Annotated in this window: 12 protein-coding genes; 11 read left to right on the top strand and 1 reads right to left on the bottom strand. The window is 39.1% G+C overall.

The features are described 5' to 3' along the window. The first annotated feature begins 40 nt into the window (after positions 1–40). The gene (locus QA584_RS03700; protein WP_278273156.1) at positions 41–1,681 is read left to right on the top strand and encodes an extracellular solute-binding protein; all 1,641 of its coding nucleotides are present in this window, start codon (positions 41–43) and stop codon (positions 1,679–1,681) included. Between the two features lie 281 nt (positions 1,682–1,962). Here the strand turns inward: QA584_RS03700 and QA584_RS03705 are convergent, their stop codons facing one another. Then, a complete protein-coding gene (locus tag QA584_RS03705) occupies positions 1,963–3,816 on the bottom strand; it encodes a glycoside hydrolase family 20 zincin-like fold domain-containing protein (RefSeq protein WP_278273157.1) in 1,854 nt (617 codons plus the stop codon). Between the two features lie 409 nt (positions 3,817–4,225). Between QA584_RS03705 and QA584_RS03710 the strand changes: the two genes are divergently transcribed. From QA584_RS03710 to tagD, 10 genes are all read left to right on the top strand, one after another. Further along, positions 4,226–5,266 carry a carbohydrate-binding family 9-like protein gene (locus QA584_RS03710; protein WP_278273158.1) on the top strand — a complete coding sequence of 347 codons (1,041 nt, stop codon included), beginning with the start codon at positions 4,226–4,228 and terminating at the stop codon, positions 5,264–5,266. Positions 5,267–5,354: 88 nt separating this feature from the next. Then, a complete protein-coding gene (locus tag QA584_RS03715) occupies positions 5,355–6,386 on the top strand; it encodes a LacI family DNA-binding transcriptional regulator (RefSeq protein ID WP_278273159.1) in 1,032 nt (343 codons plus the stop codon). Positions 6,387–6,401: 15 nt separating this feature from the next. Continuing rightward, positions 6,402–8,159 (top strand): glycoside hydrolase family 35 protein, encoded by a 1,758-nt coding sequence (locus tag QA584_RS03720; RefSeq protein WP_278273160.1) that lies wholly within the window; start codon positions 6,402–6,404, stop codon positions 8,157–8,159. Between the two features lie 1,090 nt (positions 8,160–9,249). Further along, positions 9,250–9,651 carry a hypothetical protein gene (locus QA584_RS03725; protein ID WP_278273161.1) on the top strand — a complete coding sequence of 134 codons (402 nt, stop codon included), beginning with the start codon at positions 9,250–9,252 and terminating at the stop codon, positions 9,649–9,651. 17 nt (positions 9,652–9,668) lie between these two features. Next, positions 9,669–10,727 carry a hypothetical protein gene (locus tag QA584_RS03730; protein WP_278273162.1) on the top strand — a complete coding sequence of 353 codons (1,059 nt, stop codon included), beginning with the start codon at positions 9,669–9,671 and terminating at the stop codon, positions 10,725–10,727. 25 nt (positions 10,728–10,752) lie between these two features. Then, a complete protein-coding gene (gene cdaA / locus QA584_RS03735) occupies positions 10,753–11,631 on the top strand; it encodes a diadenylate cyclase CdaA (RefSeq protein ID WP_278273163.1) in 879 nt (292 codons plus the stop codon). Beyond that, positions 11,612–12,835, top strand: coding sequence for a CdaR family protein (locus QA584_RS03740; protein WP_278273164.1), 1,224 nt, complete (start codon positions 11,612–11,614; stop codon positions 12,833–12,835). The genes cdaA and QA584_RS03740 overlap by 20 nt, the downstream gene beginning before the upstream one ends. Before the next feature lie 68 nt (positions 12,836–12,903). Further along, entirely contained in the window at positions 12,904–13,179 is a 276-nt protein-coding gene (locus QA584_RS03745; protein ID WP_278273165.1) for an HPr family phosphocarrier protein, read from the top strand. Positions 13,180–13,422: 243 nt separating this feature from the next. Further along, positions 13,423–15,090 (top strand): 2-isopropylmalate synthase, encoded by a 1,668-nt coding sequence (gene leuA / locus QA584_RS03750; RefSeq protein WP_278273166.1) that lies wholly within the window; start codon positions 13,423–13,425, stop codon positions 15,088–15,090. A 191-nt stretch (positions 15,091–15,281) separates the two neighbouring features. Beyond that, positions 15,282–15,683 (top strand): glycerol-3-phosphate cytidylyltransferase, encoded by a 402-nt coding sequence (gene tagD, locus QA584_RS03755; protein ID WP_278273167.1) that lies wholly within the window; start codon positions 15,282–15,284, stop codon positions 15,681–15,683. Positions 15,684–15,692 lie beyond the last annotated feature (9 nt).

Below are 15,692 nucleotides of genomic sequence, written 5' to 3' on the forward strand. Positions count from 1 at the left end.
GATGACTCTGATAATATATAGTAAACAGGAGGAAAATTATATGAAATTGAAAAAAGTGATTGCTTTAACGCTTGTAGCTTCCGTTTTTGCTACTACCGCATTAACTGGCTGCTCTTCTAAAAAGTCAGATGGAGAAAAATCAACTGCTGAAACCAATGCAGCAACCAGTACAGAAACTGCATCCTCAGATGGCAGGGAAAAGGTTGACGGGGTAATGTATAAAGAAGGGCTGCCTATTGCGGACCCGGGCACCTATACATTTTCTCTGTTTGTGGATGACGCCAGTGAAACTGGTCAATATTATATGATGGACGAATTGCAGAAACAAACGGGTGTTACGGTTGAGTTACAGCAATACCCCTATGATGTAGCAAAAGAAAAATACAGCCTTGCCTTAAGCTCAGGAGATTATGCAGATTGTATAGGCGGCTGGACAGTATTAGATTCCGACGTTCTTACCTATGGTGTGGATATGAAGACTTTTATTCCCCTTGAAGATTATTTTGAAAAATATTGCCCTAATATCACAGCTATGCTTAACTTAGAAGGTGTTAGAGAAGCAATGACAGCTCCGGATGGTCATATTTATTCCATTCCCTATGTATTAGAAGCTCCGGAAGTTGACTTTAATCCCTACATAAATACAAAATGGCTTAAGAATTTAGGTCTGGAAATGCCGAAAACAACAGAAGAATTAAGAACTGTTTTAAAAGCCTTTAAAGAAAAAGATGCAAACGGCAATGGTGATCCTAACGACGAAATTCCTTTCGCTTTTGATCCGGATAACAGACATCTTGGATATTTATGCGGATGGTTTGGAATGTCAGTTGATAATTACGGCTTTACTATGGTAGATGATAAATTAACCTTTGGAGCAAATTCAGAACAATTTAAAAACGGTATTAAATTCCTTAACAGCCTCTACAAAGAAGGGCTTTTAGACCAGGAAATGTTTACACAGGATAAGAGCCAGTGGAAAGCGAAAGGTTCTCAGGATTTATATGGTGTTAGTATGATGTATGGCAGTGGAGATATCATGCCTTATGATGCAGGTGTAACACCAGACTGGGTTCCCCTTTCTGTATTAAGTGCAGAAGATGGAAGCACACCGGTTTACTTAAAGAGTACTTATGGAACGACGGTTCTTAAGAATCAGGTTGTAATTACAGATAATGCAAAGAATCCCGAAGCAATCTGCAGATGGTGGGATAATGTAATGGCTATGGATAATTCCGTACAGATTAACTGTGGACCTCTTGATAAGGTTGTTTTCAAAGAAGGTGACGGTTACAGAGCAATTGACATTAAAACGTTATCAGAAGAGGAGCAAACAAAGTATAACTGGTCTAACTTATGGCCTCAGTCCTTGCCGAAGTATTTACCAAAAGGTTTTGCTTTAATTGAAGATGTACCTATGTTTAAAGAGAAGCCAGTTGTTGATAAACAATATGAACCTTTCCTTACTAAGTCAATTATCCCTACTTACTGGGCAAATGCTGAGGATGCTTCTTCTATGGCTGAATTACAGACTTCAATTAAAAACTATCTGGATCAGAAGATCGCTGAATGGGTATCCGGACAAGAAGATATTGATAAAGGTTGGGATAGCTACATAAAACAGCTTGATAATCTTGGACTTCAACAATACATTGAAATGCGTAATAAAGCGTTAGAACAATAAAATAAGAAGAATAGGACCGGGCGGCATACGAAGAGAATTGTATGCCGCCCGGTCCTGTTTTGCGCAACGAGAGTGTAAATATTTCTGTGTTTTCTCCATTATTTTCATATGATTCAAGGAATAGTTTATATTCCGCAGAAGCCTTGATTTTTAAGGATTTATGATCTCTGCCCATACCCGACCTCAGGAATTATTAAAAGAGCAAAGACACAAAATTAAAAACACTACCTGCGCAAACTTAGAAGGTTTTGTCTGATTACACACTCCACTGCTGCAGCGGTCTATACGATTTCTCGCAGATAGTCTGCATACCACAAGATAACTTCCTGTAACCGATATAACTCACCTTCTTTGGAACTGCTCCTCCAAAGTTCTTTGTAGTCTTTGAACCAGTATTCAAGAGCAACTGCCAGGTCTTTCGGGCTGTCAGATTCTGTGTCAGGTAACTTAAGGAACTGCTTGGCGATTACAAGTCCAATGGAATTAAAAAGTTCCATTCCTTTTGCTGCGATCAGATAAGCTTTTACCACAGCTCTATTTTGGCTGTCCAGCTGGGGTAAACTCTGATACAGTTCTTTAGTGGATTTTATAATAAGCTGATTTGAGTGTGGAAGCGTCTTAGGGTTAACTTCCTGTAATAACTTCGTAATCTCTTCCAGAGGAGCATCGCGTTTGGTTAATTCCTTAAACTGTACGGTATGTGACCACAGATAATAATCCTGACTGCCCATCCGATCAAAGATGGAAACCAGATTACCCGAGCGGTCCAGATATTCTACCATAGAAATCTGTCTATTTATCTCATCATAACCAGGAATATCCGAATTCCAGGAGAAAGCGGCACCGTATATCATTCCGGGAATAGAAAATTCCGGCTGGTTAATATGTCCATAATCACCCCAATCCGTGTTAAGCAGGCCTAAGACGTTATAGCTGTGAGCATATTTACTCATTTCGCTGATATTGTCGTAAGCATTACGAAGGTGGTTAACCAGGCGGCGCCATCCGTGTACCCCGGGGCAAAGATACTGTACTGCACCGGCGTCCTTTAATTTCTTTATGTTTGCTTCGGAGGGCTTGGTACAATAATCCCAGTTCAGGCAGATAATATCCTGAGGCAGCTGCTGTATGGCAGAAGGATTGGCAACAATAATATCCCCCCAGAACATAGGACGTTTCCCATGGTGTTTTACAACCTCGCATATTTTAGCAACAAAATCCACATACATCTGCTCGGTGCCGATTTTGGCTGCTAACTCCTTACTTTTACCCTTTCCCAGGTCAAAGGTTTCATCCGCACAGATGTTAAAGTGTTTCGAGGAGAATAAGGGTATGAATTCCGTAAGCATGTTCTCGATCATAAGAAAGCTTTTGTCATTGGTTATATCGACCGTATGATGTTCCATCCGGCCCATGTAGGAAAAGGAATCACTGTTCGAACCATTAAGCTCACATAATTCCTCATAGGTTTTCGTACAAAGTACCTTGTGAAGATGTCCAAAGCTGGCAATGGAGGGAACCAGTTCGATGTTAAGGTTGTTACAATAGCGGTCAATTTCCAAGATTTCCTCCGCAGTTAACGGGGTATCATCCCGCCATACCTCACTGAAATCCTTAAATAGGAAACTATGTTCTACGTAAAGCTGAAGCTGATTTAGCTTATAATAACTGAGTTTGTCGGCCAGAGCTTTCAAAGTCTCTAAGGTAGGAATTCTTCCCCTGGTAACGTCATAATAATATCCACGGTTTATAAGTTCCGGATAATCACTGATTTCAAGGCAAGGGATAACGGCCAGGCATTGGCTGATCATCTGGGACAGGGTCTGAACAGCGTATAACAGACCGGTACTGCTGCCGCCTGTTAAGGTTATTTTTGTTTCCTGCACACTTAGGGTATATTCCTGTTCCTTTAAGGAAGGGGACAAGTTAAGATAGATACCATTATCCCTTTGGTCATCAGCCTTTGTAATATTTAGTCCAAAGCATACATGTTTCTTGATATTATCCTTAAGAATTCGGGCGTAATTATATTCCATAAAACCCAATCGGGAATTAAGAATGATTTGGGTGTCATACTTCAGAGTGAATTCATTGGGCGTATAGGTTAATTTTTGAGGACTGGGAATCAGATACATAGGTTATTACTCCTTTGTTGGATTTTAATATAACGGTCAGGTTCCGGACATAATTCAGAAGAATTCTTTCACAGTATAGGAGATTAATATTTCCTATGTAAGGATAGACCCTGTCTGGCAGGAGGTACATGTTACAGAAAAGAAGTACAGTAAAGTACATTATAGCAAAACTTATCTGTGATGCCGTTATGCAGGAAACCTGAACCGATATAATTTTAATATCATAGCATGTTTATTAAAAAAAGCTATACATTTGATAACAAAAAGTAAATATAATTTTAATAAAAACCTGTAAAATGTTAACTATTTTGTAAAATTGATTGTTAAATCATAAAAATTATGCTATAGTTTAGAAGCGAACGTAACTATATGATAAAATTAATGAACCAAGATAGCAAAGGAGCTGTTTATGAAACCGATCAATTATAGAATACCGATGCCTGCTGTCCCATTTAATCCACCTGTTTATGTGTGCCAAAGGGCGTTAGAACCCTTCCAGTTGGATGGTAATATCGATAAGACCTTCTGGAAAGCTGCTCCCTTTACCACGGATTTTGTAGACATCCAGGGAGAGCATATGCAAAAGCCTCGTTTTATCACAAAGGCAAAGATGCTGTGGGACGATGAGAACCTTTACTTTGCTGCTTTACTTGAAGGCAATGAAATCTGGGCCAATGTAACTGGGCGGGATGAGGTTATCTTTAACGACAACGACTTTGAAATATTTATAGATCCGGATTCTGATACACAAAAATATTATGAATTTGAAATGAACGCTAGGAATACAGTTTGGGATCTGCTCCTCACCAAAGCCTACCGGGATATGGGTACACCTATTAATGGCTGGGATATTAAGGGACTTAAGACCGCAGTACATATCAATGGTAAGTTAAACGACCCTTCAGCCGATAATAAATCCTGGTCCGTAGAGGTAGTCATGCCCTTTGCGGCTCTTAAGGAATGTGCGTATGAAACAAGAAAACCAGAGAGCGGTGAATACTGGAGGATTAACTTTTCCAGAGTGCAGTGGCTGGTGGAAGAAAAAAATGGGGAATTTTACAAAAAAATTGACAAAAATACTAATTTACCTTATCCTGAAGATAATTGGGTATGGGCTCCAACTGGGGTAATCAATATTCATTATCCGGAACTGTGGGGCTTTGTATTCTTTGAGGATAACAGTAAGGACAGTGGAGTGAAAGAGTATGCCATCCCGAAAGATGAGAGGATTAAATGGCAGCTAAGAACGGTATATTATGCAGAACATAGGTATTGGGACGAGTACGGATGTTTTACTGCGGATCTTTCAGTGTTAAGTGATGTTAACATTGATAACCGTGATATTAAAATTGAAGTAACAACCAATACCTTTGAAGCAAGCTGCCGCAATGAAGATAATACAAAGGATATTATTATCTTTTCAGACGGCAGAGTGATTGCCGTAGGATAAACAGATAAATCATGGGACACTTATCGTCAAAGAAAAAGCTTTGACAAGTAACACCATAGTAAAAATTATAACAGAGAGGTTATATACTATGAAAAAAGTCACGATGCAGGAAATAGCGGAGGCACTTAATATCTCCAGAGTTACCGTTTGGAAGGTATTTAGTAACAGGGGTGGAGTTTCAGAAGATTTAAAAGCGAAAATCATTAAAAAAGCGGAAGACATGCATTATTTAGTTCCGGATAATATAAGAGCCTCTTCCGAGCGTGATGAAACGGAGAAGGATGAGACGATTACAGTTTCTGTAGCAGTATCCAGACCAGAGAGTTCCCTCTTCTGGATGAAAATAATACACCGGATGGCAAAGGAACTGCTTACTTACAATGTAAATCTGCTGTATACGTACCTGCCGACCTCGGTACCCGCTAATTATGTACTTCCAGCTATGTTAACCAATCAATCGGTTCAGGGTATTATTGTACTTAATGTATATGACAGTAAGTTAATACACCTATTAAATGAAGTAAATATACCAAAGGTATTTATGGATGTGGATACCGGAATGCCCTTAGAGACTTTAAATGGGGATCTGGTTTTACTGGAAGGATTATATAGTATATCCCAGATTACCGATTATATCATTAAAAAAGGACGTACTCAAATTGGGTTCATAGGGGATATCAATTATGCACTCACCAATTACAGGCGGTACGAGGGCTATCTTCAGGCAATGAATCAAAATAATCTTCCGGTTAATCCTAAATTTTGTCTGACGAAATCCATAGGAATTGACAGCTACCAGGAAGAAATCGAAGATTTCCTGGATAACCTTGAAAAAATGCCAGAGGCCTTTATCTGTGCCAGTGACTACATCGGACATATTGTAATACAGTACTGTGAAAAACATAATTACCGTATACCCCAGGATATCGCCATATCTGGTTACGATAATAACCAGGAATATGCAGATGCAGAAAACTTAACTACCGTTCAGGTACAAAACGATACCATTGGTAAACGTCTGGTAGTCCAAATGATGTACCGTCTGGAGAACCCAGAGGCCTCTTATGAGATAGTAAACCTGCATTCCAAGGTTGAGTACCGTAAATCAACGGATTTTTAACAACAGGAGGATATCATGGGAATAGTAACCGTGAAAGACAATAGCTTTTATATAGAAGGCAGAGAATTCACCATCCTATCGGGAACCATCCATTACTTTCGGGTTGTGCCGGAGTATTGGGAGGATCGGTTAAAAAAGCTTAAGGCCTGCGGCTTTAATACAGTTGAGACCTATACCTGCTGGAACCTACATGAAAAGAATGAGAATGAATTCGATTTTACCGGGATACTTGATATTGAGCGTTATATAAAAACTGCCGCAAAGTTAGGTCTGTACGTTATCTTAAGACCTGGCCCTTATATCTGCGGAGAGTGGGATTTCGGCGGTCTGCCCTGGTGGCTGCTGCGTTATCCAAGGATGAGGCTTCGCTGCTATGACGAGGTGTTCTTAAGTAAGGTAAGAAGATATTATAAAGAACTTTTTAAAAGAATAAAGCCCCATCTGTCCACCAATGGCGGTAATATCCTTGCGGTACAGATTGAGAATGAATATGGCAGTTATGGAGATGACAAACGTTATCTGGAAGCGATTGTGGATATTTACAAGGAAAACGAAGTAGATTGTTTATTGTTTACCTCTGACGGTCCGGGTTATTTTATGTTAAACGCAGGGTCACTAAAGGATTATCTGGTAACCATTAACTTTGGAAGCAGCCCGGAGGTTAACTTTGCCTTATTACAACGTTATCGTGAGAACCAGCCGCTTATGTGTACAGAATATTGGAACGGCTGGTTTGACCACTGGTATGAGGAGCACCATACCAGAGAAGATGACGATACCGCCAAGGTATTTGAAGAGATGCTTCAACAAAAGGCTTCTGTGAATTTTTATATGTTCCATGGAGGAACTAATTTCGGTTTTACCAACGGAGCCAATTACGATAAAGGAATACAACCTACCGTAACCAGCTACGATTACAACTGCCCCCTAACCGAATGGGGGGATTTAACACCGAAATATTATGCCATAAAATCAGTAATAGAAACCCACTTTGGAAAAGCACCTGACATTTTAGTCGGTAACCTGCCCAAAAAAGCATATGGAATGGTTCCATTAACGCAGGCTGCCTCCCTTTTTGAGAATCTGGAGAGCTTATCCCAGCCGGTAGAAGCCTCCTATGTAATGACCATGGAAGAACTCGGTCAGGACTTTGGATATGTATTATACTCCAGTGTGCTAAAGGGACCCTTTGAAGAGCTGGAACTAACCATTGACGGACTCCATGACCGGGCAATTATCTACATTAACGGAGAGAAAAAGGGTATTAAAGAACGTACCGGTAAAAGAAACGACACCATAAAGCTGGAACTAGGCTTTCATGAAGAAGCAAAACTAGATATCCTGGTAGAAAATCTGGGACGCATTAATTATGGTCCCAAAATCAGAGATGAGAAGGGCATCCTAAGGGGCGTTAAAATTGGTCCAGTCTATCATTATGGCTGGAAGATGTATCCTCTCCCCTGCAGAGATCTTAGCCCATTAAACTATATCGACACCCCAGCCCTCAGTGATGCCAAGCCGGTCTTCCTAAGCGGCAGCTTCACAGTAACAGAACCCCTTGATACCTTTGTCCGCCTGGAAGGATTTACAAAAGGCAATGTATTCATAAACGGTTTTAACCTGGGACGTTACTGGAATGAAGCAGGACCCCAGAAAACCTTATATTTACCAGGACCCTTGTTAAAAACCGGTGAAAATGAAATAGTAGTCCTTGAACTGGAACACTATAACAAACCCCAGATTCTGCTTACAGACCAACCAAATTTAGGATAACCTTAAGCCAGGACCAAACCCAGAGCCTGTAAATCCACGATGAGGACACTGTAAAATAAAAGATAAGATTACCTGTTCATCAAGCGTTGTTGCAAGTGAATTTCCGGCAGCAGTCGGACTAGTTTGAAATATTCTTGCAGGAAAGGAACCCCTATGTCACTAAAACTCCGGAGATTGCTTAAAGCAGGAGGAAAAGAGTAAAACTCGCTGCCGCTCAGACAGTTACTCTTTCCCTCCTTGGCGCAATTTCCGGAGTTTAAGTGTCATAGGGAACCCTTTCAATGCAAGAATATTTCAAACTAGTCCGGCTGTTGCCTGGTTTTTCACAGACAGAAGGTGTGGTTTTCATTCTCAAAGCGAAGTAAATGTATTTGGATTAGAAGATCAAAAGACCTTTCACAATAAGGGCTGTTGCAAACCTCAAAGAATAGATTACCTAGGAATAAATAAGGGCTGTTGCAAACCTCAAAGAATAGATTACCTAGGAATAAATAAGGGCTGTTGCAAACCTCAAAGAATAGATTACCTAGGAATAAATAAGGACTGTTGCAAACCTCAAAGAGTAGATTACCTAGGAATAAATAAGGACTGTTGCAAACCTCAAAGAATAGATTACCTAGGAATAAATAAGGACTGTTGCAAACCTCAAAGAGTAGATTACCTGGACATAAATAAGGGGTGTTGCAAACATCGAAGAGTAAATTACCTGGGAGAGAATAAGGATTATATTTTGAAAAAATTTTGTGGAAAGTATGCGCGAATGGCTGCAAGAAAGAGAATGCAGCCGCTCATTCGCGCGAGCTTGGAACAAAATTTTTTCAAAATATAATCCTTATTCTATGCCCAGGTTCAATACCCCTAGGTGGTTTGCAACAGCCCTTATTCTATGCCCAGGTTCAATACCGCCCAAGGTTGTAACAGCCCCCAAATTACCCAAAATCAAGAAAAAACCCTGTTTCTTTAAAAATAAGGCTCGAAAATAATTGGCCAATATGTTATAATGTATGATAATACTGTGAAAAATACAATTATATTAACAGAAGAATGAGAAAAGGGGACAGGGGTTAAGTAATAAATCGGAGGTAGTTTCATGTTAAATAATAAAAAAATCAGAATCATGACCAAGCTTGCTTTGTTTGAACAAAGAGACGGTAAGGAAGATATCAGAATGGGGAAGTATTATAAGACAGACTATGTCAGACTCCAGCTCCTTAAGACAATTGTAAGCGTTACAATCGGTTATCTGCTGATTCTGATGCTGATAGGAATGTATAAAGCCGAATATATAATAAGTAATCTGGTTACCTTTAACTTTATCCGTATAGGACAATATATCTTGGGATTTTATATTATGTTGATGACAGTATTTATAGCCGGTTCCATTATAGGATATTCGTTAAAATATGATAAGTCCAGGAAAAACCTATCAAAATATTATAAATCCCTGAAGAAATTAAGCAGTTTCTATCAGGACGAGAAAGCGAACGGATAGTTGGGAGGCAAATAATAATGATGACATTTTTAGTACTTAGGGCAAGGCTGCGAAATCTGTACCAAAAATATGAAATATATATCGATACCGTTGCAAAGTTTCTGATGGCCCTTGTTGTATTCCAGATTATAAACAGAGTTCTGAATTATGACCAGCGTTTAAAACAGATTACCATAGTATTTGTATTATCGTTGCTAAGTGCATTTACACCATCTGCCATATTAGTACTGCTGGCAGCGTTGGTATCCGTAATTCATATATATTATATATCAAAAATTTTATCAGTTATAGTTATAGTGATTATCTTGATTATGTACTGCTTATTCTTAAGGTTTACACCGAAATTAGGATATGTGATATTAGCAGTTCCCATTCTGTATTTTTTAAAGGTACCTTATATCATACCTTTATTACTTGGATTGTTTGCAACACCACTTTCCATTGTGCCGACAGCCTGCGGAGTTATTATATTTTACTTATTTGGAGTCATACGGGAAGCAGTTACTTTACCGATTAATGTCAGTGTTGAGGACACGCTGCAGGTATATACTTATGTCATAGATGGTTTAATCGGTAATAAACAATTATTTATGACCATAGTCATATTTTCCTTAGTTATACTCGTAACATATATTATAAGGCGCATGAAATTTGATTATGCCCGTGAAATTGCCGTGGCAGCCGGAGTACTTACCTGCATTTTGGGATTCTTATTCAGTGATTTAAAGCTGGATGTTTCGGAACAGATTGGTATTATGATACTCGGTACCATAGCTTCCGGCATTCTTGCAGTCATTATACAATTTTTCCACTTGACCCTGGATTATACGGGTGTGGAGCATGTACAATTTGAAGATGAAGATTATTACTATTATGTAAAGGCAGTGCCTAAAATAAACGTAACGGCGCCCCAGATTAATGTAAAAAGATATAATACACAGAAAAATGCAGGTATACAGCAGGGATTAACCGGAAAGCTTAACAATGATGTATTATCTGATGAAGAAGAGGAATACGAAGAGGACTACGAGGAGTACAAAGATTATGGTATCAATGGTAAAGACGATGCGAAATAATACTATATAAAGCAGGTGTGTTATTATGGAGACAATTATTAGTTTTTTTAAAGATTATGTAGCGTGGCTGTCACTGCCCAAAATAGGATTTACGGATATTTTAGAAATTCTTATCCTTGCATTTGGAATTTATAATGTAATCAATTGGGTAAAACAGACAAGGGCCTGGATATTGGTAAAAGGCCTCATTGTGTTACTGGTTTTATGGCTTGTTGCCTCCATCTTGAATTTAAATGTAATTCTTTGGATATTCTTTAAAAGTATTAATGTAGGACTGATTGCGGTCATCATTGTATTTCAGCCTGAGTTTCGAAAAGCCTTGGAACAGCTTGGGCAGAATAATCTGGTGTCACCGTTCTTTAATTTTAATGACTCCAAGGACAAAAGCGAGCGGTTTTCCGATCATACGGTTGCCGGTATCGTAAAAGCTGCATTTGAACTGGCGAAGACCAAAACAGGAGCATTAATTGTCATTGAAAAGGATATTTCTCTCTCTGAATTTGAACAAACCGGTATTGCCATTGATTCCCTCGTCAGCAGTCAATTATTAATTAACATATTCGAACATAATACTCCTTTACATGACGGTGCGGTGATTCTTAGAGGAAACCGGATTGTCGCGGCTACCTGTTATTTACCTTTATCGGATAACATGCATCTGAGCAAGGATCTGGGGACCAGGCATAGAGCCGGTATTGGTGTCAGTGAAGTAAGTGACAGTTTGACGGTTATTGTGTCGGAGGAAACCGGCAAGGTATCCATAGCTACTGGCGGCACACTGATTCGGAATGTGGACGGGGATTACCTGAGGAATAAAATAACTGCCCTGCAGAATAAAGTAACGGACGTTAAGAAGATCAAACTATGGAAGGGAAGATTCAAGAATGAAAGAAAGATTGACTAGGAATTTAGGTCTTAAAATTCTCTCGCTGCTTGTTGCTGTCCTGGTCTGGGTTGTCATCTTAAACGTTGATGATCCTGTGACGACAGATACATTCAACGATATACCTGTTACAAAAATCAATGAAAATGCACTGGCTCATAATAATAAAGTATACGAAGTCGTATCTGGTGACACAGTGGATGTTAAGGTAAAAGGAAAGCGTTCGATCATAGAATCCTTGAAGAATTCTGATTTTCAGGCAGTTGCCGATTTATCGGAATTGTCGATTACCAATGCAGTGCCAATTGATGTAACCGTCCCAAAATATGGCGATAATGTAGAAGTCGTTAAAGAGAATTACACCATGCAGGTAAGCCTGGAGGACCTTGTAGAACAGCAGTTTCGAATTGATGTGGTAACTACTGGTTCCGTACCGGATGGATATTATATCAAGGATAAGACTACTAGCCCTAACATTATTAAGGTATCTGGACCAGAGTCTGCAGTGGATAAAATAAAAGAAGTAGTAGTGGAAGTGAATGTAAGCAACGAAAGGGAATCCTTTAAAAAGACTGCGGTTCCCAAGGTTTATGATAAAAACGGTACTTTAATGGATTCCGGTAATATAACCTTAAATTACGAGGAAGTGGATGCTTCAATAGAGCTATTAAAGACCAAAACCGTTAACTTGTTTATTGAGGTTAAAGGAACTCCGTATTACGGATATATATATAAAGACCCTAAATTTGAACCTCATCAGGTGGTAATTGCCGGCACCCAAGAAGAGCTGGACAAGGTACAATATATCATCGGTGAATATTATATTAATAATCAGAAAGAAGATATTGAAGACAAGGTAAACATTGCAGATTTCATCAAGAATGATGTAATACTGATTGATGACAATCAGACCGCTGTAATCAATATAAATATAGAAAAAATGGAAAGCAAAGATGTCAGTCTGAACAACAATGACATTGAGCTTAAGAATATACCGGATGGTTTATCAGCTGAACTAAACAATATTGAACCGATACAGGTGGAGGTTATGGGAGAAGATGAGCAGCTTTTAAATGTAAGCAAATATAATTTAAAACCATATATCGATTTATCGGACGCGGATATTGGAACCAAGCTGTTCAATATCCAGTTCAGTCCAACGGAGGAGGGAGTTACTATCCCAAGTACCAGTGTAAGCGTAACCATAAGCAAAGCTGCAGGATAATAGCACCGGTAAGACCAGCGGACCGAATACATACAAACAACGAAAGGCGGTTCATAGGAGGTAGAAAAATGGTTAGTGGTAAAGTAATAGTGAAGAATCCTACCGGATTACATTTACGACCCGCGGGAATACTATGCAAGACAGCCATAGGATTTCAGTCCAAGGTAAGTATTCAAATCAAAGATACAACTGCCAATGCCAAAAGTGTTTTAGGCGTATTAGGTGCATGTATAAAAACCGGAGATGAAATAGAATTAATCTGTGAAGGTACCGATGAAGAAGAGGCGTTGGAAACTCTTTTAAAAGCTGTGGAAACTGGCTTGGGAGAGGATTTGCCGGATTAAAAGGTCCTCAAAATATAGGTTGTATTAAAATGGTTACAATGATATAATGGAGAACATCGAAGAAGCAGAAATATAGGCAAAAATAGATATCAGAAATATAAACAGAGGTAAATATCAAAATAAATATCAGAAAAATAATCAGAAATGAATATATGAAATAAATAAACAGAAATTTAACAGAAATCAATAAGCACAATTAATAAAAGAAACAATAAGCATAGGAACAAGGATGGGGAAGTAATCATGTTAAATTATACCCGCTATCAAAAAGTACCCGTTGTAGATTTTCCGGAACGGCAATGGCCTAATAAACAGATAGAAAAAGCACCGATTTGGTGCAGTGTGGATTTAAGGGATGGTAATCAGGCCTTAATTGAGCCTATGGTTGTAGAAGAAAAGATAGAATATTTTACTTTGCTGGTTAAGTTAGGGTTTAAGGAAATTGAAGTTGGATTTCCATCCGCTTCCCAGATAGAATTTGACTTTTTAAGGCAATTGGTGGACAGAAAGTTAATACCGGACGACGTAGTAGTACAAGTATTGGTACAGTGCCGTGAACATTTATTAAAGAGAACTTTTGAAGCACTAAAAGGTGTAAAAACCGCAATCGTCCATATTTATAATTCTACTTCAACCCTGCAAAGGGATGTGGTTTTTGGTATGTCCAGAGAAGAAATCAAACAGATTGCCATAGAGGGCACCAGACTGGTTAAGGAATATGCGAAAGACTTTCCAGGCAATATTATTTTGGAGTACTCACCGGAAAGTTTTACCGGAACAGAGTTAGACTTTGCTTTGGAGGTTTGCGAGGCGGTTATGGAGGTTTGGGAACCGACCAGGGATAAGAAGATTATTTTTAATCTTCCGGCAACCGTTGAGATGAATACGCCTAATGTGTACGCAGATCAGATTGAATGGATGAATACCCATTTTAAGAACAGGGATAGCATTATTCTAAGTGTGCATCCCCATAATGACAGAGGGACCGGTGTTGCCATCAGCGAACTGGCACTGCTTGCCGGTGCAGACCGAGTGGAAGGCACACTTTTTGGTAATGGTGAAAGAACCGGTAACGTGGATCTCCTGACACTGGCCTATAATATGTTTTCTCAGGGAATTAATCCGGAATTAGAGATAGATAATATCAATGAAATAATTGAAGTTTATGAGCGCTGCTGTAAAATTCCCGTGCACCTGCGCCATCCATATGCAGGTAAGTTAGTATTTACCGCATTTTCAGGCTCCCATCAGGATGCGATTAATAAGGGAGTCAAAGCGATGAAGGAAAGAAAAAGCAGTATTTGGGCGGTGCCTTATCTTCCCATTGACCCCGCGGATATCGGCAGAAAATATGAACCCATTGTCCGTATTAACAGCCAGTCCGGCAAGGGCGGTGTAGCCTTTATTATGGAAACCTATTTCGGCTTTAAACTTCCTAAGGGTATGCACAAAGAGTTCGCCGACATAATTCAGGGTATTTCTGAAAAAAGCGGTGAAGTGGCTCCGGATCAGATTATGCAGGAGTTTAGGCTTCAGTATCTGGATAGAAAAGAGCCGTATCATTTTAGAAAGTCCAGGTTTGAAGATTTATCTGATACAGATTCTGACTTTGATACCTTAGCGGTTGTCACCTATACGGATCATGGAACGGAAAAGACTTATGAAGCGACTGGTAACGGTCCCATTGATGCGGTACAAAGAGGGCTTATAAAAGAGCTGGGTATTAAAATCAAGGTACTGGATTATTCGGAACATGCTCTGGGCGAAGGCTCCAATGCACAGGCAGCAGCTTATGTGCATTTGCTGGATACAGAGTCCGGTAAGGTATCTTTTGGAGTCGGCATAAGTTCCAATATAACAAGAGCTTCCATACGGGCTGTCTTTAGTGCCGTAAACAGATTAATACTATAAATGCATCAACGATAACCCAAGTTATGACCTGAGGCAAAACAAATGGAGGATACAACACGAGCAAGTGAAAGAACTTGTTGTGTCCTCTGTTTTCTGTTGTTTGGAGTGTTTTGAAGTAATCGAAAGGAAATAATCAATTTAACCTAATATAAAACAATAAGATAAAATTTAAGAAAAGAGGTATGCTTATTATGAGGAAAGTTATTACTTATGGAACCTATGATTTAATCCATGTAGGTCACATCAATTTATTAAAAAGGGCAAAGGAGTTAGGAGACTATCTGGTGGTGGTGTTATCCTCAGATGAATTTAACGCCATAAAGCACAAGACGGCATATCATTCCTTTGAAGACCGGAAGATTATATTAGAATCCATTAAATATGTAGATGAAGTAATTCCCGAATTTAACTGGGAACAAAAAATCAGTGATGTCATAGACAATGATATCGATGTTTTTGTTATGGGGGATGACTGGAAAGGTGAATTCGATTTTCTCAAGGATTATTGTGAAGTTGTATACTTACCTAGAACAGAAGGGATATCGACAACAAAAATAAAAAATGACCTTCACTTAGGTGCTAAAGTCAGGTAGGAGATATAC

It is taken from the genome of Anaerocolumna sp. AGMB13025 (genome assembly GCF_029689925.1).
GTDB lineage: Bacteria > Bacillota > Clostridia > Lachnospirales > Lachnospiraceae > Anaerocolumna.

Bases quoted from the DNA above. Each gene is read 5' to 3' on its own strand.
- QA584_RS03700 (WP_278273156.1), top strand. From the start codon at position 41: ATGAAATTGAAAAAAGTGATTGCTTTAACGCTTGTAGCTTCCGTTTTT.
- QA584_RS03705 (WP_278273157.1), bottom strand. From the start codon at position 3,816: ATGTATCTGATTCCCAGTCCTCAAAAATTAACCTATACGCCCAATGAA.
- QA584_RS03710 (WP_278273158.1), top strand. From the start codon at position 4,226: ATGAAACCGATCAATTATAGAATACCGATGCCTGCTGTCCCATTTAAT.
- QA584_RS03715 (WP_278273159.1), top strand. From the start codon at position 5,355: ATGAAAAAAGTCACGATGCAGGAAATAGCGGAGGCACTTAATATCTCC.
- QA584_RS03720 (WP_278273160.1), top strand. From the start codon at position 6,402: ATGGGAATAGTAACCGTGAAAGACAATAGCTTTTATATAGAAGGCAGA.
- QA584_RS03725 (WP_278273161.1), top strand. From the start codon at position 9,250: ATGTTAAATAATAAAAAAATCAGAATCATGACCAAGCTTGCTTTGTTT.
- QA584_RS03730 (WP_278273162.1), top strand. From the start codon at position 9,669: ATGATGACATTTTTAGTACTTAGGGCAAGGCTGCGAAATCTGTACCAA.
- cdaA (WP_278273163.1), top strand. From the start codon at position 10,753: ATGGAGACAATTATTAGTTTTTTTAAAGATTATGTAGCGTGGCTGTCA.
- QA584_RS03740 (WP_278273164.1), top strand. From the start codon at position 11,612: ATGAAAGAAAGATTGACTAGGAATTTAGGTCTTAAAATTCTCTCGCTG.
- QA584_RS03745 (WP_278273165.1), top strand. From the start codon at position 12,904: ATGGTTAGTGGTAAAGTAATAGTGAAGAATCCTACCGGATTACATTTA.
- leuA (WP_278273166.1), top strand. From the start codon at position 13,423: ATGTTAAATTATACCCGCTATCAAAAAGTACCCGTTGTAGATTTTCCG.
- tagD (WP_278273167.1), top strand. From the start codon at position 15,282: ATGAGGAAAGTTATTACTTATGGAACCTATGATTTAATCCATGTAGGT.